Source organism: Chryseobacterium ginsenosidimutans, assembly GCF_039536845.1.
GTDB classification, from domain to species: domain Bacteria; phylum Bacteroidota; class Bacteroidia; order Flavobacteriales; family Weeksellaceae; genus Chryseobacterium; species Chryseobacterium ginsenosidimutans_B.
In genome coordinates this window covers 1184074-1206038 of sequence record NZ_BAAAZJ010000003.1, presented here as the reverse complement: position 1 = coordinate 1206038, position 21965 = coordinate 1184074, and the positions used below count along the sequence as shown (strand labels likewise).

The 21965-nt window shown below is 35.8% G+C and carries 18 protein-coding genes; 10 read left to right on the top strand and 8 right to left on the bottom strand.

Annotation, left to right across the window (positions count from 1 at the left end; genetic code table 11):
* Nucleotides 1–183: 183 nt before the first annotated feature.
* The 3 genes from ABD745_RS05620 to ABD745_RS05610 all read right to left on the bottom strand — a co-directional run bounded on the left by ABD745_RS05620 (nucleotide 184) and on the right by ABD745_RS05610 (nucleotide 3036).
* On the bottom strand, nucleotides 184–570 hold the full coding sequence (locus ABD745_RS05620) for a hypothetical protein (protein ID WP_344826517.1): 387 nt from the start codon (nucleotides 568–570) through the stop codon (nucleotides 184–186).
* A gap of 450 nt (nucleotides 571–1020) precedes the next feature.
* Complete coding sequence (locus ABD745_RS05615) at nucleotides 1021–2232, bottom strand: autotransporter outer membrane beta-barrel domain-containing protein (RefSeq protein ID WP_344826514.1); 1212 nt, start codon at nucleotides 2230–2232, stop codon at nucleotides 1021–1023.
* A 510-nt stretch (nucleotides 2233–2742) separates the two neighbouring features.
* Nucleotides 2743–3036, bottom strand: coding sequence for a hypothetical protein (locus tag ABD745_RS05610; RefSeq protein WP_344826511.1), 294 nt, complete (start codon nucleotides 3034–3036; stop codon nucleotides 2743–2745).
* A 763-nt stretch (nucleotides 3037–3799) separates the two neighbouring features.
* Here ABD745_RS05610 and ABD745_RS05605 point away from each other — a divergent pair.
* From ABD745_RS05605 to ABD745_RS05580, 6 genes are all read left to right on the top strand, one after another.
* A complete protein-coding gene (locus tag ABD745_RS05605) occupies nucleotides 3800–5371 on the top strand; it encodes a helix-turn-helix domain-containing protein (protein WP_344826508.1) in 1572 nt (523 codons plus the stop codon).
* 214 nt (nucleotides 5372–5585) lie between these two features.
* Entirely contained in the window at nucleotides 5586–6638 is a 1053-nt protein-coding gene (locus ABD745_RS05600; protein ID WP_344826505.1) for a hypothetical protein, read from the top strand.
* An 84-nt stretch (nucleotides 6639–6722) separates the two neighbouring features.
* Nucleotides 6723–8174, top strand: a complete 1452-nt coding sequence (locus ABD745_RS05595; RefSeq protein WP_344826502.1) for a hypothetical protein — start codon at nucleotides 6723–6725, stop codon at nucleotides 8172–8174.
* A gap of 969 nt (nucleotides 8175–9143) precedes the next feature.
* Nucleotides 9144–10166, top strand: a complete 1023-nt coding sequence (locus ABD745_RS05590; RefSeq protein ID WP_344826499.1) for a hypothetical protein — start codon at nucleotides 9144–9146, stop codon at nucleotides 10164–10166.
* A gap of 86 nt (nucleotides 10167–10252) precedes the next feature.
* Nucleotides 10253–10690, top strand: a complete 438-nt coding sequence (locus ABD745_RS05585) for a transposase (protein ID WP_344826496.1) — start codon at nucleotides 10253–10255, stop codon at nucleotides 10688–10690.
* 10 nt (nucleotides 10691–10700) lie between these two features.
* Nucleotides 10701–11030: a helix-turn-helix domain-containing protein gene (locus ABD745_RS05580; protein ID WP_344826493.1), complete on the top strand. Its 330-nt coding sequence runs from the start codon at nucleotides 10701–10703 to the stop codon at nucleotides 11028–11030.
* Nucleotides 11031–11450: 420 nt separating this feature from the next.
* Here ABD745_RS05580 and ABD745_RS05575 read toward each other — a convergent pair whose 3' ends face one another.
* Nucleotides 11451–12266, bottom strand: coding sequence for a hypothetical protein (locus tag ABD745_RS05575; protein WP_344826490.1), 816 nt, complete (start codon nucleotides 12264–12266; stop codon nucleotides 11451–11453).
* Nucleotides 12267–13003: 737 nt separating this feature from the next.
* Here ABD745_RS05575 and ABD745_RS05570 point away from each other — a divergent pair.
* From ABD745_RS05570 to ABD745_RS05560, 3 genes are read left to right on the top strand one after another with little or no spacing between them, the layout of a single operon-like run.
* The gene (locus ABD745_RS05570; RefSeq protein WP_344826487.1) at nucleotides 13004–14056 is read left to right on the top strand and encodes a hypothetical protein; all 1053 of its coding nucleotides are present in this window, start codon (nucleotides 13004–13006) and stop codon (nucleotides 14054–14056) included.
* Between the two features lie 10 nt (nucleotides 14057–14066).
* Nucleotides 14067–15104 (top strand): hypothetical protein, encoded by a 1038-nt coding sequence (locus ABD745_RS05565; protein WP_344826484.1) that lies wholly within the window; start codon nucleotides 14067–14069, stop codon nucleotides 15102–15104.
* A gap of 10 nt (nucleotides 15105–15114) precedes the next feature.
* A complete protein-coding gene (locus tag ABD745_RS05560; protein WP_344826481.1) occupies nucleotides 15115–16173 on the top strand; it encodes a hypothetical protein in 1059 nt (352 codons plus the stop codon).
* Between the two features lie 316 nt (nucleotides 16174–16489).
* Here the strand turns inward: ABD745_RS05560 and ABD745_RS21540 are convergent, their stop codons facing one another.
* Nucleotides 16490–16666, bottom strand: a complete 177-nt coding sequence (locus ABD745_RS21540; protein WP_425549783.1) for an MIT C-terminal domain-containing protein — start codon at nucleotides 16664–16666, stop codon at nucleotides 16490–16492.
* Nucleotides 16667–16906: 240 nt separating this feature from the next.
* The gene (locus tag ABD745_RS05555) at nucleotides 16907–17773 is read right to left on the bottom strand and encodes a hypothetical protein (protein WP_344826478.1); all 867 of its coding nucleotides are present in this window, start codon (nucleotides 17771–17773) and stop codon (nucleotides 16907–16909) included.
* 616 nt (nucleotides 17774–18389) lie between these two features.
* Between ABD745_RS05555 and ABD745_RS05550 the strand changes: the two genes are divergently transcribed.
* Nucleotides 18390–19958 (top strand): sigma-54 interaction domain-containing protein, encoded by a 1569-nt coding sequence (locus ABD745_RS05550; protein ID WP_344826475.1) that lies wholly within the window; start codon nucleotides 18390–18392, stop codon nucleotides 19956–19958.
* Nucleotides 19959–19964: 6 nt separating this feature from the next.
* Here ABD745_RS05550 and ABD745_RS05545 read toward each other — a convergent pair whose 3' ends face one another.
* Nucleotides 19965–20603 carry a TMEM175 family protein gene (locus ABD745_RS05545; protein WP_344826472.1) on the bottom strand — a complete coding sequence of 213 codons (639 nt, stop codon included), beginning with the start codon at nucleotides 20601–20603 and terminating at the stop codon, nucleotides 19965–19967.
* A 7-nt stretch (nucleotides 20604–20610) separates the two neighbouring features.
* Nucleotides 20611–21963, bottom strand: coding sequence for a sigma-54-dependent transcriptional regulator (locus ABD745_RS05540; protein ID WP_344826469.1), 1353 nt, complete (start codon nucleotides 21961–21963; stop codon nucleotides 20611–20613).
* Nucleotides 21964–21965: the final 2 nt, after the last annotated feature.

Genomic DNA, 21965 nt, shown 5'->3' with positions numbered 1-21965 from the left:
TAATTGGTTAATAATTGATAAATAACAGAGAGCTCTTATCCTGTTTTCTTATTGATACAAAGATAGTTTCGGGTAGCGACAGAACTCGTCGTGTTAAAATTAATTTGGAAAAAGTTTGAAATTTTTCAGTAGAAAATAAAGGCTGTCTTATCGACAGCCTTATAAAATTAAGCTGCCTTTAGATTACCAAGTCCATTTGATGCCGACAGAACCCGTTACGGTTGTAGCACCGGTCTGAGGATTGGTTGTTGTGCTTACGTTTGTGGAAAGCTCTTTCTTTTTCTTTCCTCTTGAAGCGAAAGTTGAAGGAGGTGTTGTATCCTGCATATCAACAGGAATTTGTCCTAAAAATCCGATCGCTAAACTGAATCCTGTTACTCTTAAGTCTACTAATTCAAGTTCTTTAAGGTAAGCTTGCTGTTCGTCCGACATTTCGAAGTTTTCAGAAATAAAATCAACCGGATTATTGGCTACATATTCGGCAACTTTTAATCTTTCGTCGATTGATAAAGCGTTCAACTCTTTTTGTTTTGCTTGTACTCCTTCTGGAGTAAACGGAAATTTTTTCATAATAAATTGGTTAAGTTAATTGGTTAATAATTGATAAATAACAGAGAGCTCTTATCCTGTTTTCTTATTGATACAAAGATAGTTTCGGGTAGCGACAGAACTCGTCGTGTTAAAATAAATTTGGGAAAAAGTTTGAAATTTATGTGTATTTAGGAAAACAAACACATCAATTACAGAATGTATCACATTGATTATGTTGTATTAAAACAATAATTGGTGCACCTATGAGTACTAAACGAGGGATAAAAATAGGGACAAAATAAGGCTGGACAAAGGTTTATCATTGTCCAACCTCTTACCAAACCGCTTTGCAATGGCATATATCGTTGCTCCTGATGCAGCCGATGTGTGGCATTCGCGATAAGTATAATGGAAGCGATTTTTATGGTGAAACAGACACTCTCTAAATTTAAGTCCAGAAACGGTCCTCCCCTTCTCCCGTTACATCAGTTATAATTTAATCCGGATTTCTCCAGTAGCAGTTTTGTATAGTTTACCCGCTGCAAGATTGCCAGCTGCCGCTGCAGAATCATTTGCATAAGTGGGAAGCGAACTGAAATTAAAATCTGCTGCAGAAAGTGATGCTGTCGTTACTGTTTTTAATACTCCAGTAGTATCAACAACTACTATTTTATCAGTTGCTAAACCGGGTTTTAATCCCTCAAAACGAACAGGATTAGTAGTGCCGCCAGAAATATGCAGTGTGTTTGTCGGAATTGTTGCAGTGCCTAAACCAATTTTACCATTATCACCATAAATCCAGTTGCCTATATTTAATTGGTTAGATCCTGTTGGCGAAACTTTTGCTTCTGCATTTAAACCTATTAAAATATTGTTTTTACCTGATTTAAGATTATTCCCAGAATTATATCCCAATCCGATATTACCAACGCTATTAGTATTATTATCCCCAATAAAATTATAAAGGGCATCAGTACCTATTGCTGTATTTCCCACCCCTACAGTCATGCTGGTAAGTGCCTCAACTCCTACAGCTGTGTTCATTATTCCCGTCGTGTTTTGCCCCATTGTCCATAGTCCCCCTATTGCCGTATTATAATTTCCTGTTGTATTTTCAAAAAGTGAAGCTCCACCTATAGCAACATTATATTCACCACTAGTGTTTGCTGTAAACGCATCTCCGCCTAATACAAGGTTATAATTCCCTGTAGTATTACTGCCTCCACTGCTTTCAAAAGTACCATCACTATTACTGATAACTAAATTTCCCCTACCTGTAGTATTAGATTTAAGGGCATTTACGCCAATAGCAATATTTTGTACTCCTGTAGTATTTGACATTAGCGCATCTTTCCCGATAGCAATATTATTTAAGCCTGTACCAACACTGGTTCCATTACTACCATTCCCAGCATCTTGGGTAATGTGGTTGGTACCTACCATACGTAAATCTGCCGCCATTTTTTGCCAGATACTTCCATCGAAATAGAAATAACCTACTGCAGTTACATTTACAGTCTTAGGAGTAGTGTCTGTTGGTATTAAAGCCTCAGTTATATAAACTATGGCACCTGTCTGCAATATTGTATAATTGCCATCTTTTGCTTTAAGTTCAGAGCCTTTCAATCTTGGGGCAATAAACCCATCAGTTTTGGTAAGATCTGCAGGAATTGCCATCACATCAAGTGTGGCTCTGGGCATGTCGGTGTTAATACCTATCTGCGAGTAAGCTAATCCTCCAATCATGAGGGTACTTAAGAGAATAAAGTGTTTTTTCATTGTTTATAAGATTTTGTTTATATAAATAATTTACGGAGAAGGATTTGGGATATTCTTCACATCTTCATCTTCTACGATTGGCAAAAATCATTGGTTTAAAACCACAACTTTAATCAAGCTTGGTACTTTAGAAAGCCATCCGTGGATTACAAGATAAGTAGCAAAACCGCAGAAGTATTGCGGTTCTGCAAAAAAAACTAAAAAACCGGGCAATCCCGATCCATATTAAAACATTGTGTTTAGATTCTGCTCAATCCCCCACTATTTACTGTCTTAAATAAATAAAAGTATTGACTACCAAACATGGAGAGCTGTTATCTAGCGTCTTATCTTTACCTCCACTAGGAACTGTTACATTGAAATTAGCTAAGGAGTGTGTGATTTGCAGCCTATGTAGCAATTATGCTTAATGCGTGAGTATTATTTCCTGAATTAGCAGCATTGATGTTTAAGTATATCCATGATTCCTGCTGTTTTTGTGATTGAGCCATTTACAGCTCTGATAGCATATACCAATGTTCCGATCTGAGGATTTGTGTACCGGGAATCAGCAGATTTTATCTGATCTCCTGAAAGTCTCGGAGTAATGATTCCTGCAGATGTAGTATCATCCATTTTTTTTGTCACGGCATCCAATGATGCTGCCGGATTGGATGTATTTATGCCAACTTGGGCAAAAACAAAATTTGGTGTAATACAAGCGAGAATAATTTTAATTTTCATCATTATAAAGTTTATGAGTTCATTTAAAAGATAATTTCGACAAATAATCTATGGAACCCAGATTCAGTTTCGTTCTCTTTTAGATTGGATAAAAGTAAAATTTGTAATGATCAGAATAAAATAAATGTGTTGTCATTTTCCGGAAAATGACAACACATTTATTTTATTTTTTAAGTTGAAAAAATTTGTACTAATCAATGGTTATGAGGTAATTGGTAATTTATAAATGTTAAATTTGTATATGTAGAAAATTAAAAAAAGGATAGTACGGTATCTTATTTTTCCTGTAATATGAACATAATACTATTCCTCTTAAATCAGTTATTTGTGGTTCTATTTTTATTTCAGCTTTGAAAGCATAGTTAATAGTTATAAGCAGCTTATGTATTTGCAGAAACTTCATTATTTATTGTATATCAAAACAAAATATTGTATTGTTTAATTTTAAAATATGATTAAATAAAAAAATATTTATAATCTCTTTATTAAAATTCATTAATTTTGCAAAAACTAAACATGAATGAAGCTAAGAGCCAATTTATTAGATAAGAATTGGTCTTAAGTTGGATATTTTTAAACTTATCTAACTTAATTATTCTAATACAAATTCTAAGTAATCACGATGTTGCGATACAGCAGATTCAGACTCCAAAAAAAATGTCACAATCTTATGTGATCATCAATTAAAAAAATACTTATAAAATTTCTAATCGTCTAATGTCTAATAAATTTATAAGGCATTTACATTTTTTATAAATACATCATAATGAAAAAAATAACTTTTGTCCTTACCCTATTTTCCTATTTAATTGTAAATGCTCAGGATTTAGCAACTTATAATAAATTATATAACAAAACCTATTTAGAAACCGCTTCCACAGATTTCAAAAAAGCACTCTATGTTGCTGATTCTTTATATAAGATTTCTGAAACACCGACCCTTCAGGCAAAAAGTTTAATGCTTTCTGCTACCCTTTACAGAGATGCGAAAGATTTTAAGAGAGCCTTATTGTATGCCGAAAAAGCTGAAACAATTATTGAGAATACGGATGATTTAAACTGGCAAGCACGGATTTCTCTCTTTTTAGCCGGCCAATATCGCGGTGTTGAACTCTACAGCCAGTCAAAAAAATATGCTCAAAAAACACTCGAAACAGGTAAAAAGATTAAAGATACGCTAATAGCACATAAAATCCAGGGATTAATTCTGCAAGAAATGGCCTATTACGAAATGGATCAAAAAAAATACACGAAATCCAATCAGTATATTCAACAATCTCAGCTTCATTTCAATAATGTTATAAAAGAAAAAGATTTTTTTACTGCTGATAACGAACAGATGCTTGGGTCTAATTATTACAATCTGAAAAATATTAATGCTTCTTTATATCATTATAAGAAGGCTCTAAACTTAGTTAAAGATTTTCCCGAAAATGAAACTACGAGCTATATTTACATTGGCCTTACTAATGTATATTTAGAAAAAAAAAATCTGTCAAAAGCTAAACAATATCTGGATCTCGCCAAAAAAGTATCTGAAAAAACAGAAAACCTTGAACAAAAAAAAGAGATTTACACTGCAGAGAAACAATATTATTTACAGACTGAAAATATTGAAAAACTAAAGGTTACAGACCAACAAAAAGACACGTTAGAGAAGAAAATAGAGTCAAAAACTCGTCAGTTTATCGATGACTCTTATACCAAGCTTGATACAAAAATAATAAAGGCAGAGAAAAAAAGTACCCTAAAAAATTACCTTATTTTAATGAGCGCACTCCTTGTCATTTTTATCTTCGTGCTATATATAAGATCTAAAATCCAACAAAGGAAAAATATTGAAAAATTTAAACAGATCCTTCGGAAATCCAATATAAAAAACAGTGCTGATAGCCCTGTCGTCTTAGAAAAAGTCGATATATCGGTGCATCAAGCAGGAAATAATGAGGCAGTAGTATTAATGAGCTCAGAAACAGAAGAAAAGCTGCTTGTAAAATTGAATAAATTTGAAAAATCCAATCTTTTTAATAATAAAAATATTTCCCTTCCCTTTTTGGCAGGCCGTTTTGAAACCAATACCAAGTACCTTTCCTATGTTATCAATACCCATAAAGAGAAAGATTTTAATAATTACATTAATGAGCTGAGGATTAATTACATCATTGAGAAACTCAAAAATGACCCTCAATACCGGAACTATAAACTGGCCTCTTTGGCAGAAGAAGTGGGCTTTTCGTCGCATAGCAAATTCAGCAAAATATTTAAGAAAGTAACCACTTTATCTCCTTCTTTATTTATAAAATACCTGCAGGAAGAAACTCAAAAAACAGAATTTTAATTATTTAATAATCAATACTTTACTATACAAATACACCTTGTTTTTTTCCTGAAAAAGACAAGGTATTTTCTTTTGTCATGCTAATTGGTGTGGTACTTTTGTCAGATAATCAGCAAGCAAACACTCTGAATTTTCAGCTGCAATAAAATGCTTTTGCAACGCAATAATATCAATCTCATTTCCCACATTTTTAATTAAACTTTAGAATAAAAAAATGAAACAACTACTATTGCTTTTTTTAATTCCCAGCGGTATTTTTGCCCAAGTCGGCATTAACACTCCCGCTCCCACTGCCACTTTTGAGGTCGCAGCAAAAAATGCAACAGGAACAACAACAGCAGTAGACGGAATGCTGATCCCAAGGATCGACAGACAAAGAGCCCAAAGTATGACCGGTATCACACCCTCTACCCTTATTTATATTAATAACATCACAACCGGAGCACAAACAGGGAATGCCATCAATATTGATACTACCGGCTTTTACTTTTTTAATGGAACAGCCTGGGTAAAGCTTAATACTAATATTTACAATTCAGACGGAACTCTTACAGAAAATAGAACGGTGACACAGGCAGACCATACGCTTGCTTTTAACGGAACCTCTACGAATGCCTTTTCTGTAAACGGAAGCACTTTTTCTGTGGATGCCGCTAACAGCAGAGTGGGAATAGGAACCAACACTCCTACCGCAAAAATGGAAATTGCTTCAGGGGTTGAAGGATCTTCAGGATTGAAATTCTCTAATATCAATAATACAACCCCGCCTGTATCAAATACTTCCCCTCTGGGAATTGATGCCAATGGTAATGTTGTGGTGCAGAGTTCTCTAACAACGTCATTCAGATCATTTAACATTAATGCAACTACTCCTACAAGTTCTGCTGTGGCTATAGGATCTCTAGAATTTCGATATCCATCTACGACCTGTACAAATACGGATTCTTATATGCAGGTAAGAACAACAACAGGAACCAATAATACGGGGATTATCCACGGAATATCTCGAACTGCACAAAATGGTTCCGGATTTATTAACAGTGTTCCCTTAACCATAACTCCGACATTTGCGAATATAGGAGCCGGAATACCAAGCAATCCTAATCCAGCTTTGATTCCTATCAATTGTACGCAGGATGGCCACGCAGAGTTTACATTCTTTTCTTATGTAGATAAAACCTTCTATAGAGTAAGTTTTCATATAGCAGATGGAGACGGACTTGGTTTTGGAGCACTAGGATATATTTTTGTAGAATTTCAAAGGTGATGCATCATCATCCTTAATCCATATAAATAACACAACTGACAACTTTAAATTCAATTTAATATTAACAAAAAAAAATTATTGATTATGAAAAAAAATTATTTCATTTTAATGCTCATCCCGTGCAGTATCGGGATGTTTGCCCAAACAGCAGGTAACGTAGGAATCAAGACGTCTACACCTACCAATGCTCTTACCGTTAATGGAAACTCTTCTATTGGTGCCGCTTATACAACAATAGCCGCACCTGCTAACGGGACTATTATTCAGGGAAATGTAGGCGTAGGTACAGGTAAGCCTGTCAACAAACTTACGGTGAGTGGCAATACTTCCATCGGAACTGGTTTTGCAGCAATAGCCGCACCTGCTAACGGAGCTATTATTCAAGGGAATGTAGGGGTGGGTACCTCTAAACCTGTCAATGATCTTACGGTGAGTGGCAATACTTCCATCGGAGCTGGTTTTGCAGCTACAGCCGCACCTGTTAACGGAGCTATTATTCAGGGAAATGTAGGGGTGGGTACAGCTAAGCCTGTCAACAAACTTACGGTAAGTGGTAATTCTTCCATCGGGGCTGGTTTTGCAGCTACAGCCGCACCTGTTAACGGAGCTATTATTCAGGGAAATGTAGGGGTGGGTACAGCTAAGCCTGTCAACAAACTTACGGTAAGTGGTAATTCTTCCATCGGAGCTGGTTTTGCAGCAATAGCCGCTCCTGCTAACGGAGCTATTATTCAGGGAAATGTAGGGGTGGGTACCTCTAAACCTGTCAATGATCTTACGGTGAGTGGTAATACTTCCATCGGAGCTGGTTTTGCAGCTACAGCCGCACCCGTTAACGGAGCTATTATTCAGGGAAATGTAGGGGTGGGTACAGCTAAGCCTGTCAACAAACTTACGGTAAGTGGCAATACTTCCATTGGAGCCGGTTATGCAGCAATAGCCGCGCCCGCTAACGGAGCTATTATTCAGGGGAATGTGGGATTGGGTACAGCCACACCGAAAGCAAAACTGGATGTCATTGGTAAGATTAAAATTACAGATGGAACCCAGGGTGAAGGGAAAATACTTACATCAGATACCAACGGAGTGGGAACATGGAGGGATAATATTGATCTTCCTGATCTCCCAAGAGTCTATGCAACCGGCAGAAAAACAACGACAACAACATGTACGGGAATTAATAGAGCCATTTTTGCTCTGACTAATCGAAGAAATATGAATGCCGACGGTTCATTTGTGGCTAATAAAAGTGGTTATTATCAAATTACAGCTTCTATTTCTCAATTTGCAGAGGCGTTTTCCTATCTTCCCAATCTTGGCTCTCCACTTGCAGGAAATATGGGATACTATTTTCACTCTTATACTTTTAGAAGTGATGGATGGAACTGGTATAAAAATTCAGTCACAGTTTTGGTTTATGCAACTGCTGGAACAACAATAGGAAGATGGGGCTGGGGTTTAGGTGGTTCAAACACATGTAATTCAACTAACAGGATAGGCAATCAAGAAGTTGTTGTTCTTTATATGGGTAACTAAGGTTCGGAGATTTAAAGAATTTCACAATTTTTATAAAATATAGACTAAGCAGCTACAAATGTCTATAATAATGCAATAGGATGAACATCTGTAGTTTACATTAAATTTAAGATTCTAAGAACGCATAGTACCAGATGAAAATCCCTCTTCTCAAGTAAAGTAATTCCAGATAAAAATATGCCTGAACGTATCTGCTTAGATCTATTATTTATTTAAATATTAATAGAAATTTATGATTATCCGTAATTTGACATAATTGAAGATTTCTTTGTGAACTTTGTTGAGTAGAACGCCTTTGTATAACTTAAAAGCAGTTAGTAGTCCAAAAATCTTTGCGTGCTTTGCGTTAAAAAAAGCATTATGATTAAAAGCGGATATTCAGTTAGAAATTTCACTGGCTGTTAAAAAACGGTATAAATTATCATCAAAAAAGATAATTTTCTCAAACACATAAAATCAATATTGTTGATCAGTATATCTATCATTATAAAAGTAGATTGGAAAAAAAGACCTCAAAGAGTGAAATCTTAAAATTTTTGATTTTGTGATCAAGACGAGATTATCTTCAAAAATTTTGATTTAATAAAAGATTTAGAAAGAATTTGCAGTTCATCTTCTCCTTTGCGATCCTGAAAACACAACTGATAACTATGTAGAACATCCCTCAATATCTGCAAGTTACTTACATGGTCGGTTCTCCGGCCATGTTTATGTTTTTTGTGAATCATTAAAATTCATTTAAAATAACTTTTCCCTTTTTTGTAGAAGCGCTTATGATAAATTTAAAAATAAATTGTAAAGTATTGATATATTTACATTTATACCATTTTTATATCTTGTCATATTCCTGAAAACAGCAAGACATTGTCTTCTCGATAATGCACTATTCATCTACTTTTACATCGCTTTTTAATCATCATATCCGGATCATTATCAGATTCATAAATCATATTTAAATTTTATAGAGTAATGAAAAAAATCAGTCTACTATTATGTTTCCTAGGTACTCAATTATTATTCTCTCAAATAGGGATCAATACAAGCAATCCAAAATCAACCTTCGATGTAACGGCAAAAACAACTGATGGCAGTAAACCGGAAGGACTTCTTGTGCCACGGCTTACGGGAGATCAGATCAAAGCCGGAGATTTGCAGTATACAATCGATCAAAAAGGAAATATGGTCTATGCTACCTCTGCCGTAAGTACAGTTTCGCCAAAGACAATAAACATTACAGAAGAGGGATATTATTTTTTCGATGGAAATATTTGGCAGAAAATAAATCAGGACACCAACATTTATAAAAATAACGGAACGCTTGAATCGAACAGAGTGGTAACAATGGCTGATAAAACCCTTTCTTTCAACTCTTCTGCTACCACAGGAACCAGTCATTTTCAGGTAGACAATACTACTTTTAATATCGATGCCCTAAATAACAGAGTAGGTTTGGGAACGACAGCTCCTGCCACAAGATTGGATATTGATAACGGAACCGTTGCAGGTGCCGTTAAAATTGCAGACGGAACACAGGGAGAAGGTAAAGTTTTGGTTTCTGATGCTAATGGTATAGCGACTTGGCGTGACACTACGGGTTCTGCACTTGTCATTAACTCTACAACAGGTACCAGTGTAAATATCCTTGCGGCTATGACCTACCTTGGAGCAAGCGCTGTTGTTACTACTCCCGGATATTATATTGTTTCACCGCGTCTTATTACCGATAAAAGCCCAGCGGGTTGTGGAGCTTTTCTTGCCTATAATTTGAGCAAAAGCCCAACGGCAGCAGTAAATGTTGCATTTCCTTCGCAGGATATCCATGTACCTACCGGTTCTAGTAGTTATGACTTTATTTATACTTCGAATATAGCTTACCTGACAGCCGGAACATATTATATGCAAGTAAGAGGGTCTTCTTCTCCAGGCTGTACCACAAACACCTCAAGAGGTTCTTTTTCTCAGAATAGCTTTACATTGACATTACTTAAATAATATCTCATGCTGAGAATTATTATTCTTAATTCTCAGCAAACTATAAATTCTATCAATAAAAAACAACTCCTCAAAACGAGTATTCAATGCCCATCAACTATAAGAACATACACATCGGTACCTTTATTGAAACAAGAGTATCGGAATGCAATATAAAAGTATCCCGCATATGCAATCTTTTCGATTGTATTGAGAAAGATGTCGAGGAAATGTATAAACAAAAGGATATGGATACAGGTATTCTTCTAAAATGGAGCAAATTGCTGAAATATGATTTTTTCCGCATCTATACCCAACATCTGGTACTTTTTTCACCTCCTGCTTTACCTGATAAGAAAGAGCCGGACCAAAAATCTAAACTCCCACAATTCCGCAAAAATATTTATACCAAAGTAATGATTGATTTTATTCTGGAACTTATCAGTACAGAACAAAAAACAATACGGCAGGTCATTGATGAATATAAAATCCCAAAAACTACACTCTACAAATGGATCAGCAAATACAAAATTGATAAAATTTAAAATTATTTTATTGGAAAAACAAGGTAAGCCAGACTATATAAAAATATATACAGATCTTATTGATCTAAAATATCCTGAAAAGAAATATAAATGCCAAGCAATACTGTCTAAAGGCAGTCTTTCGCCATTGGATGTTATTAATCTTGAAAGAATTCTTTTTAAAAGTATAGAAAAAGAATTTGATAGCTTTAATCAGGCACACAGATCATACAATGAGAAAACAATTCTGGAAATATTAGATTATCAAGATAAAAACAAACTTAACAACAGTGAGATAGCCCGCCATTTTAAGCTCAGCAGGAACACCATAGCCAAATGGAAAAAAATTTATAAGCTTTGATGTCGTAAGTTGGATATGTAGAAAGTGTAAATAAATATACAGAGTTCGGTTATCACCTGTAACTTGATTCTCTTTTTAGATAAAGTTAAGAACTGATTATATCCAATATGATTCACTAGGACAAATACAAAACTAATGACTACATAATCATCGTCTAATCAAAAAATCAAGATTATCTTTATGGTAGTATTGGTGTGACAAAATTAACACACCATAAGGCTTTATCTTCATTTTATCATATCCATAACAGCCAGCTTTTGTTTAAGATAATAGCTCTCTGTCATAATGCGAATATTTTTCAGATGCTGCACAGAATCATTTTGCTAAAAAAACGCACCTGCCGATCAGGTGCGTTTTATCATATCGGTTTCACATCTGCCAATTATCGTAAAGACCAACTTTAAGAAGCTTTATGTGGTATTATCTTACTTTTTCAAGATTGAGAAGATACATTCCGTTTCCTGCACCTGGATTAAGTACCGGTGCCACCATTGTCAAAAAAATTCTATAATTCTCACCAGTACCTGTGCACACCTGATAGTTGATAAATTCGCCACCACTGGCGCCTCCCCTGTAGAATTGGGTATAGGATGTAGTTAAACTTACAATTTCAGTATCCCCCATGTTAATCCCACTGGTAGCAACCTGAAATCCTGCTATACTTGAATTAGGAATTGATGCACCCGTATTACTTCTTAACAAAATACTTCCTTCACTTGCGTTACCATTGTGTCTCACACAGAGACTTCCAAGACAGGTTTCACTTGCCGCAGATCCAGCCGGTGTATTAGGAGTATAAGAATTTACTTGTACAACCGGGGCACCTGTACTGCCTTGTACCGCTACACATCCCCAATTGGGAGAAGCAGGGGTACCAATATTTGTCTGCAGACATTTGCTGGTAGTTGAATAGATCATTAATCCCGTTGCCGGTAAAGCGATGCCATCTCTTTGAGTATTAGTCATCCGTGGAGGAAGAAACCCCTTACTGGTTGTGTTAACCTCCACAGAGGAGGAGGAATCTGGAGCAATGGTACCCACACCTAGACTTCCTTCCGTAGTTATTATTACATCATTTACCTGCTGAATGGTTGTCGGAATTCCTGTAGCAGGATTATCTTTTGCACCATCAACATGTAAAGGGCCTTGTGGGTTTGGGGTCAGAATACCAACCTGAGCTGTTACAAACGTATTGCCTGCAACCAAAAACATTAAAAGGAGAATGTTGCTTTTCATAATAACTTAAAAACTAATAATTATATTATTTATATGAAGTTGAATTTTTTTATTTGCTGCGAAAACATCTGATTTCAATGGATTAAACGTGATATTTGACTTAGAGCTTCCTGATTAATATTAGTTATACCTACTTGCGCTATGAATAGCATTTCTCTCTAAAAAATCAGAATGAAATAAATTTGTAATTTCATTTGAAATATTTCCTCTAAAGATTACAAAAGTAGTTTTCATTATGTCATGCAGAAAGATAACAAATGGTCATTTTCCTGAAAATGACCATTTGTTTTTTTGCTATAATAATATTGATTTGCAATAGATTGCACTTATAATTCTTCTGAATTAGTTCCGTAAATGGTTGGAACGATTCTCGCAACAAAGAAGTAATTTCAAAATTCTGTTTTCAGGAATGTTTTGTCTTAGTTAATCATTAAATTTATCTTAAAGTAACTTTGTAAAAAGCTTTTGTTACAAAAGTTGTTTTTTAATATAACACATTACAATACAGATACTTATACATTTATTATATTTTACCTTATTCCCGAAAAAGACAAGATATTATCTTTTTACCAGCCCTATACTTTTCTACTTTTGTCCATATTTTATTTTATCTGCATACTCAGCAATTTTAAATAATCAACAAAACCGTTTTGTAATCATGCATTTTATTTACCCTTTTTTATTTCAGGTAATAGAACAATTACAAAAATAAGTATACATAAAACTAACATTAAGGCATGAAAAAATTATTGACCACTTTAGGAGTGCTTACTGCATCCCTGATTTCCGCCCAACTAGGAATCAACACAGATAAGCCCAATGCGGCCCTGGACATTGTATCGGATAAAAGCGGGATTTTAATTCCCAGAATGACTGCAGCCCAAATAGAACAAATCAATACACCGACTGAAGGAGAGCTGGTTTTTTGTACAACTAATACAGGAAGTGTGGTCAATACTATCGGATTTTGGTATTTTGACGGCACTATCTGGAATCCCATTACCGCCAATAATTCAACAGGTGAGAATATTTATAATTCTGATGGCAGCCTTGCAGGTAACAGAATTGTCGGTCTCGACAATCATGATATGAATATCGGGTCCGATAAACTGTTTATATCCGGAATTACAGGTAATATTGGAGTCAATACTAACCTTCCAACAGAAAAATTAGACATTAACGGAGGAATGCGAATCCGTAGTCTGTCTAAAGGAAATGTAATCACCAAAGGAGATGGTGTACTGTCTTTTGATACCGGGCTGATTAATCATTATGGAGATATCCAATATTCCTATCTTTCTACAGATCATGAAGGTTGGTATTTGCTTAATGGCAGGGCACTCTCTACATTACCGGTAAGTGTTCAGTCAAAAGCTACATCTCTTGGACTTGCAGGAAGCCTTCCCAATGCTACAGGAAGATATATCAAACAAGGACCTCCCGGAACACTAAGCGGAACGACAAGCGTAGTTCTTTCCCAAGCCAACTTACCCAATTTTGTTCTTAGCGGAAGCACAACAACTTTGTATCATACTCATCCTCTGGTAAGCCCGGGTGCAGCACAAGTAAGAGGAACGGATATTCTACAAACCGTTAATGGTAATGCCAATTCATGGGAATTGGCGGGAGGGGCAATACCGGGATCAATACTTTCTGAGGGAAGTTATACAAGTTCAGCATCGGGAGCACACAATCACACCGTCACTATACCGACCGGAGGAACAGGGACCGCCATTGCGCTGAATCCTGATTACATACAGCTTAATTACTTTATTTATTTAGGAATTTAAAAATTAAATTATGTTTAGTAAAACTTCGACTAAAATTATATCGGTACTCAATCTTCTATTTTTTCTTCCGGTCAGTGCACAGCGTGTAGGTGTTGGGACAGCCAATCCTAATGCAGCATTGGATATCAACTCCACTACACAGGGCATACTCATCCCTAGAATGACCGCATTACAGGCAGAAGCCATCACAAATCCCGCTAAAGGAGAATTGGTTTATGTAATTACAAACAATGGTGCTGTTATTAATAAAACAGGTTTCTGGTATTACGACAACACGATATGGCGCCCCTTTGGAGGAGGCTCCCAGCCGATTATCAACATCTATAATAATAATGGTACTCTGACTTCCGATCGTACGGTAACCATGAACGGGCGCAATTTATCATTTGATACAGATAAACTTTCGATTCACTCTGTGGAACAGAGAATAGGAATAGGAAACAATACTCCGGCCTACACGGTAGATGTAAATGGAGATGTGCGTGTCAGAAATCTCACAGGCGGAAATGTAAAAGCCCTCTCAGACGGAACTTTATCTATTGGTCCTAAAGTAGCTTATGGCACCGTTAAAGAATCTCTACGCTCAAATGACCACAACGGCTGGTATAAGCTTGACGGCCGGGCCATAAATACACTCCCCGCCATTGCACAAAGTAATGCTTCAGCAATAGGACTTAGCGGTACGCTGGTAAATACCAATGGAAGACTCATGAAACAAGGAACTCCATTCACCGTGGGAGGTTCTGATACAACTACACTGACCAGAGCTAACCTTCCTAATGTTAATTTAACAGGAGTAACATCGACGGCAGCAGCACATACGCATTCGTTAACTGCCGGCGGATACAATTTTGCTCAAAATGCAGCTGGTAACGCTTATGTTTTTAGAGCAGGCAGAGGAACGGTGTCTGGTACTACAGCGATAACCTTACCTGCTTCCGGTGCGCACAGCCACACCGGAACTGTTAATACGGGCGGAACTGGAGCTCCACTTACCATTTTACCACAAAATATATCGTACAGCTATTTTATTTACTTAGGACAATAAAATTAAATCAATGAAAAGAACAATTATACTATTTATTTTCTCTTTGGGACTATCTGTACCTTCTCTGGCACAAAAGCCATTAGTAGGAATAGGGACAGCTAATCCTCAAACCGTATTGGATGTGGTTTCCACTAATAATGGAATACTGATTCCCCGTCAAACAGCCTTTCAGATTGAAAATATGCAAAGTCCTGACGAATCGGAGCTGGCTTACTCGCTAACAAATAACGGATTGATAATCACCAGAAAGGGATTTTGGTATTTTCATTCAGGAACCTGGTTTCCTCTTACAGGAGACGGGAGTAATAATAAAAATATTTACACTGTAAATGGAACTTTAACATCAAACCGACAAATCAATCAGGATGGAAAACAACTTAATATAGGTCCGGGACTTCTTTATCTGGATGGGGTATCCACTACTACGGGAGTGTTGACGACTTCTCCCACTCAGACCTTTGATGTAGATGGTATTGTCAGAATTCAAACCCTTAACAAGGTAGCCGGTGTTATATCCAGTGCACAGGGTGTACTTATGCATAATCCTGACTTTTTTGATGTAGGAGATGTAAAACCTTCATTGGCTACAGCCGACCATGACGGGTGGTATCTGCTAAACGGAAGAAATATTACTACACTTCCGCAAACAGCCCAAAATAATGCATCAAATATATTAGGAATAACCACGTTTCTGCCCAATGCTGCAGGTCGTTATTCTATGGGGACTACAGCAGCTACCGGTGGTGTTTCAGGAAGCAGTACGGCAACGCTGACCAGAGCAAATCTGCCCAATGTCAACCTCAGCTATACAGCAGATGCGGAAGCAGGGCACTCTCATACAATGACCTATCAAAGGATCAGAACTACTACTGCGTTTGGCGGCGGAAATAATATCCATGTATACTGGCTCGCAGGAACGGTTGTCGGAGGCGGAGGACTCTATAATATAATTTCTTCATCAATCGGACATAATCATACCTATACGGTGAGCTCCGGAGGAACTGCAACTCCTATAAATATACAGCCGGCAGCATTAAATACCAATTATTTTGTTTATTTAGGACAATAATATAATTATCCGCCCTATATCAGACTAATAATCTACCTCTTGAAAATCTTAGCTGAACTTACGTTGGAAAATATTGTAGTGAAAGATATGATTGCAAAAAAGCTTTAGCACCCTTTGAGAAGCAGGAACTGGTTGTTTATTCCGGATCAGAACACGGAATAAGCGCCTGGAATGCGTATAAAATTTTCATGATAGGCAGTTCTGTATTTTACTACAAAAAGAAGACACACTTTGAAAATGTAGGTTTGATTCGTTCTGCTAAATCGAATAAGAAAATTATACTTGATAATGTCGAAATATAATTTTTAAATACTATCTAAAAGGCAGATTCTTTGAATTCATAATTAAATTCAATATTCATTTGTGATAAAGAGTCTTTTATTTCCTCAAAATTGACTATTGATGTTTCCTGATATTCTGGTTCATTCCAAGTCACTAAATTTATGGCAACCATATCTGCGCCTTGATTCTTTCTATAAAAATCAATAAACATAATCCCATAAAGTATGGATTACATAGTCCCATAAGCTGGCCCGCATCTGAATAGGATTTGTTATTTTCCAAAAGGACATTCCCATTTTCAGCATCTAAGTATGTACGCTTAATGAATTTTGATTTTCACAAACAGAAACCTACGGTAATACATGGATTAGCAGTGAACTGTATTTTCTGATTTAGGTTTAGCATTTATTCTCTGGAGGCTATATTTAGAAATAAGTTTCAGAATCATGAGTTATTGCTTCAATACAGATAAATACGTCAATAGAGGCTCTGCTGCAGCTGGAGTAGACGCATTATTTGACACCAGATAGCTTAAATGATTACCAACTATGGATATTTGGTCGCCAGCATTTAAATAATAATTAATTGATGCATTAGCGGTTCCACTACCAGGTGCATTACCACTTACCAGGCCTCCGGTTATAACCACAGCGGCTGATGCCTGTGCTACTGTAATACCATTCACTCTTATCAGCACGTGTTGATGAGGAGTACGAATGCCTCCTGCATAATTGGCGGAGGTGCTATAGCCCGCAGTGATGTTATACCAGCCTTGCATACTCGCTGGTACAGTAAAAACACTGCCATTCCAGGCAGTACCAAAATTATTCGTGGTTACTACCCAATCAGTAATGACCTGAGCCGCAGTAATGACCTGTGTTCCTGCTGATTTGGCAAATAACCCAATGGGGCCGCTTGGGTTGCGAATAGCAGTCCAGTTCCCATTAGAATATGTAAATTCCTGTGCTAATCCCGGCAAAATTGAAAAACTATTCAATACACCAGACTGCGAAGTAGCATTTACTATTGTCAGTCTTGCTCCGGATATTATTGCTGTGGTTCCATCAGAAGTTGTTGGGCCAGTAATTGTAAATGCAGAAGAAGGTGTTCCTGCTAAACGATATTGCGAAAAAGATAGATCAGGAATTACAATTGTGGTTCCATTGACTGTTATAGGTGCTCCTTCTTGGTAGGTGACCCCTCCATTTACATCAAGTTTTGTGGTAGGCAAAGCGGTACCTATACCAATATTACCAGTTTGAGCATGTGCAATTATAGTTCCTGCGAAAGCAAGCATGAAGAGAATTTTCTTTATCATAAGAATAATTTTTGGGGATGGATTAATGGGATATTACAATCAGTTATAAACTGTAATCACAACTTTAATAAATTAAGGGTATATCCTCATTAAGTAGAACCAAGAAATGAATTTTCATTTTCGAGCAGTTATTAATTTTGTCAAAAATAATAATTTAAGCACAATATTTAATTAATATATTTATTATTTTAACATAATTAATATATTTTTAATAAAAAATTAATATTCAGTATTTTTCATAGAAAATTTCACTTTTCCGCTTGAAAATCTATTCCGTTATTGGTTTAAATGAAAGTTTTATCTGTAAATTAATTTTCATGAAACCATATTAAGAACGTGTTTAAATCTTGTTGACTAATATTTTATAGCCTGAATTTTATTGATTAACGGACGATTTAATTCTTATGTAGCAACCTTCGAGGATTTCATAAAATAACTTCATTTAATTGAATTATTTAGTTCCAATAAGTCTGTTAACCATTGAACGCATTAAAATCATTTGGTACATTAAAGTATATTGTTGCCATAAATAATATATCTATTTAATTGATTGATGATAAAAGAATTTAGTTTAATAAAACACTTTCCCTATCTTTAAACTTTCAATGAAGTTTTGATGAGTAAGCAACAAGAACAGAATACGGAAATGATAAACCGACTGCAAAGTATGCAGAAAGAACTGTTTCTGATTTCAAATTTGAACAAAGCATTTTCTGCAGTTCTCGATAAAAATGAGTTTCAAGGTATTTTTAATCAAAGTTTGAAATCTGAGTTTCATTTCAATGATTTTGTCTTCATTAGAAATATTGATCTTGGTGTTGAAACATTTGTGAGCAGCTTCAAAATTGAAAATAATATTACTGAAAATTCCATCGATGCTTACTTTGAAAAATGCCTGAATTCTGCCGAACTTTTATTTATTGATTTGAAAGAATTATCTGACAATTCATCCACTCCAGCCTATTTTCTGAGTGCTAAAAATGCAGGATTACGAATGGCGGTTGGGTTTTGTCTGCCAAGAATTCTTAATGATACCTGTGTACTTTTTCTGTTTTATAAAAATTATATGACCTCAGATGACTTTCCTGAAAGAATTCTAAAAGGTATTGCTACCCAATTGTCGATCACAATTCGTAATATTATGATTGGAGAACGATCTAAAAATAATCAGAATACGGCTCAGGAAACCATTCAGAAACCTATTTTAGAAAAAAATAACGAAGAAGGTTTTCATGGAATTATCGGAGAAAGTGAGATGATGAAAGATATATTCAATAAAATTTCCCAAGTAGCACCATCGGAATCCAATGTTCTTATTGACGGCGAGACGGGTACCGGAAAAGAGCTCATAGCACAAGCCATCCATGATCTATCTTCATCATCAAAAAATAAAATGGTCAGAATAAATTGTGCATCGATCCCGGCAAATCTAATCGAAAGCGAATTGTTCGGTCATGAAAAAGGCAGTTTTACCGGCGCCACAGAACAACGAAAAGGAAAATTTGAGCAAGCACAAAACAGTACAATTTTCCTTGATGAGATTGGGGAACTGCCTTTGGAATTGCAAGGAAGGCTGCTAAGGGTCTTACAGGAGAAAGAGATCGAGAGGATCGGCGGAAATAAGTCTATAAAAGTGAATGCAAGAGTAATTGCTGCCACAAATAAAAACCTTGAAAAAGAAGTCGCCAACGGTAATTTCCGGAATGATCTTTTTTATCGTCTTAATGTTTTCAGGATTCATCTTCCCGCTTTACGAGACAGAAAAACTGACATTCCTTTACTTGCAAATCATCTTTTACAAAAGCATAATGCTAAAGCCGGTAAAAAAATCAAAGGTTTTTCTAAAAAAATAATGAATGATCTATGTGAAAATCCGTGGTACGGAAACATTCGGGAACTTGAAAATTTAATTGAAAGAAATATTCTCACTGCAAAAGATCGTATAATCCGAAAAATGGATTTTACAAAAATCGTTAATCCCCAGATTACCGATGATAATCTAGAAATCAAAACCTTGCATCAAATGGAGAAAGAATATATTTTAAAAATCGTAGAAAAATGTAATGGTAAAATATCAGGAGCATCAGGTGCTGCCAAATTGTTAGGATTACCGGCTACAACACTCATTTCTAAAATGCAAAAATTGGGAATCAAAAAAGAACATCAATTTAAAGAACCAAAATAATTATTTTTAAACTAAATCTTTTTTCACGGTTTTCAAATGCATTTCTATCTTACCTGAAGATACCGCCCAAAAAATCCATAATCCTAAAATAAGGATCAGCGAAATAGCCGGAATCCAAAAAGAAAATAACAGGGCTATCAAATAGATTGGCAATCCGTAAAGATAATTGTTATGAATATTTCTAATGGCCTGATCGGTAATTCCGGGACGTAAAAGTTCTTTATTTTTACTGGCGAGATACCAAAGTAAATTATAGGAAAGATTGATTAGCACAAATATCCCCGTATATATAGCAACAACCACAGACGACGCTTCACCATCAAAATACTGAGCCAGCAAAGAAGTTGGATATGACACTGCAGAAACCAAAAAGAGAATCAGTCCATTGGCAAACGTAATTCCTGAATTGCGGCTGTAGATTTGTTTGAAAATTTTATGATGATTGACCCACATAATAAAAATACTGAAAAAAGAAAGGATAAATGCCAAAAATACAGGCCATTGATTCTTGAGAAAAATCAAAAAATCGCTGCCATTTCTTATTGAATTTTTTTCGGGAACGTGAAGGTCTAAAACCAAAAGCGTGATTGCAATTGCAAAAACAGCATCACTAAATCCTTCTATTCTTCCTGTTTCTTTTTCCATAGTAATTTTATTTATATCCTTTGTCAATCCCTAATTTCTTCATTTTAGAATACAATGTTTGTGGCTGAATCTTTAATAGTTCTGCCGCGCCTCCTAAACCTGAAACTTTCCCTCCACTTGAATAAAGCGCATTCAGAATATGATCTCTTTCCATTTCTTCCATCGATTTTATTTCTCCCTGAGACTCTTCTGATGGTTTTTCAATAGTTTTTGGAAGATCAAAATGATCGATCTCTGTTGTTTTAGCCATTAGAACACTCCTTTCTATCAGATGTTCCAGTTCACGGATATTTCCGGGCCAATTGTAATTAGAAAGCTGTTCCAATGCATTTTTGCTGATAGATGTGATATTTCTTCTTGAAGCCGCTGCATATTTATTCAGGAAAAAATTAGATAACAGTTCTATGTCTTCTTTTCTTTCTTTTAAAGATGGTAACTCGATCGGGAAGACATTTAACCGGTAATATAAATCCAGCCGGAATCTACCTTCTGCTACTTCTTTTTCTAATGAACGATTGGTTGCAGCAACAATCCTTACATTTACTTTAATGGTTTTGTTTCCGCCTAATCTTTCGATTTCCTTTTCCTGTAAAACTCTCAGCAATTTTACCTGAGAATCTAATGGCAATTCTCCAATTTCATCTAAAAATATGGTTCCTCCGTTTGCCTGTTCAAACTTGCCGATTCTCAACACATTTGCTCCTGTAAAACTTCCTTTTTCATGACCGAAAAGTTCAGATTCAATAAGAGAATGAGGCAATGCGGCACAATTGACAATCACAATCGGACTATTTTTTCTGTCAGAAAGTTTGTGTACAGAATGGGCAACTTTTTCTTTCCCAGTTCCGCTTTCTCCAACTATAAGAACCGAAGTATCTGTTGGTGCAACTACTCTTATTTTTTCAATAACATCCTGAAGTAACGGGCTTTTACCGATAATTCCTTCTATTTGCTGGTGGGTTTCAGGTTCCTGAATTTCAGCATTTTGTTCAATATCAAAACGGTATTTTGCAATGTCCAGCATCACGATAAGATCACGCTCACGAAAAGGTTTCACCATAAATCCGTAAGGTTGGGTTTCTTTTACAGCTTCCAGGGTAGATTGATTGGTATTGGCTGAGATATAGAGAAAAGGTAGCTTTTTTTCACGCAATTCCCAAGCAAGATCAATACCTGTAAGATCGCCTTTCAGCATGATATCCAAAAGTATCCAATCCGGTTTTTTTTCTGCAATAGATTTTCTCGCCTGTACAACAGAAGATGCAATTCCCGTGATCTGATAACCGGCTTTCATCAGCATGATTTTAAGGTCATTAGCTACGATGAATTCATCTTCTACTATTAATATTTTTTCTTTCATTA

What these genes read in the sequence shown, in the direction of transcription:
- ABD745_RS05575 (WP_344826490.1), bottom strand. Translation starts at nt 12,266, where the DNA reads ATGAAAAGCAACATTCTCCTTTTAATGTTTTTGGTTGCAGGCAATACG.
- ABD745_RS05600 (WP_344826505.1), top strand. Translation starts at nt 5,586, where the DNA reads ATGAAACAACTACTATTGCTTTTTTTAATTCCCAGCGGTATTTTTGCC.
- ABD745_RS05595 (WP_344826502.1), top strand. Translation starts at nt 6,723, where the DNA reads ATGAAAAAAAATTATTTCATTTTAATGCTCATCCCGTGCAGTATCGGG.
- ABD745_RS05570 (WP_344826487.1), top strand. Translation starts at nt 13,004, where the DNA reads ATGAAAAAATTATTGACCACTTTAGGAGTGCTTACTGCATCCCTGATT.
- ABD745_RS05565 (WP_344826484.1), top strand. Translation starts at nt 14,067, where the DNA reads ATGTTTAGTAAAACTTCGACTAAAATTATATCGGTACTCAATCTTCTA.
- ABD745_RS05560 (WP_344826481.1), top strand. Translation starts at nt 15,115, where the DNA reads ATGAAAAGAACAATTATACTATTTATTTTCTCTTTGGGACTATCTGTA.
- ABD745_RS05585 (WP_344826496.1), top strand. Translation starts at nt 10,253, where the DNA reads ATGCCCATCAACTATAAGAACATACACATCGGTACCTTTATTGAAACA.
- ABD745_RS05605 (WP_344826508.1), top strand. Translation starts at nt 3,800, where the DNA reads ATGAAAAAAATAACTTTTGTCCTTACCCTATTTTCCTATTTAATTGTA.
- ABD745_RS21540 (WP_425549783.1), bottom strand. Translation starts at nt 16,666, where the DNA reads ATGTTTATTGATTTTTATAGAAAGAATCAAGGCGCAGATATGGTTGCC.
- ABD745_RS05610 (WP_344826511.1), bottom strand. Translation starts at nt 3,036, where the DNA reads ATGATGAAAATTAAAATTATTCTCGCTTGTATTACACCAAATTTTGTT.
- ABD745_RS05555 (WP_344826478.1), bottom strand. Translation starts at nt 17,773, where the DNA reads ATGATAAAGAAAATTCTCTTCATGCTTGCTTTCGCAGGAACTATAATT.
- ABD745_RS05590 (WP_344826499.1), top strand. Translation starts at nt 9,144, where the DNA reads ATGAAAAAAATCAGTCTACTATTATGTTTCCTAGGTACTCAATTATTA.
- ABD745_RS05540 (WP_344826469.1), bottom strand. Translation starts at nt 21,963, where the DNA reads ATGAAAGAAAAAATATTAATAGTAGAAGATGAATTCATCGTAGCTAAT.
- ABD745_RS05615 (WP_344826514.1), bottom strand. Translation starts at nt 2,232, where the DNA reads ATGCCCAGAGCCACACTTGATGTGATGGCAATTCCTGCAGATCTTACC.
- ABD745_RS05545 (WP_344826472.1), bottom strand. Translation starts at nt 20,603, where the DNA reads ATGGAAAAAGAAACAGGAAGAATAGAAGGATTTAGTGATGCTGTTTTT.
- ABD745_RS05620 (WP_344826517.1), bottom strand. Translation starts at nt 570, where the DNA reads ATGAAAAAATTTCCGTTTACTCCAGAAGGAGTACAAGCAAAACAAAAA.
- ABD745_RS05550 (WP_344826475.1), top strand. Translation starts at nt 18,390, where the DNA reads ATGAGTAAGCAACAAGAACAGAATACGGAAATGATAAACCGACTGCAA.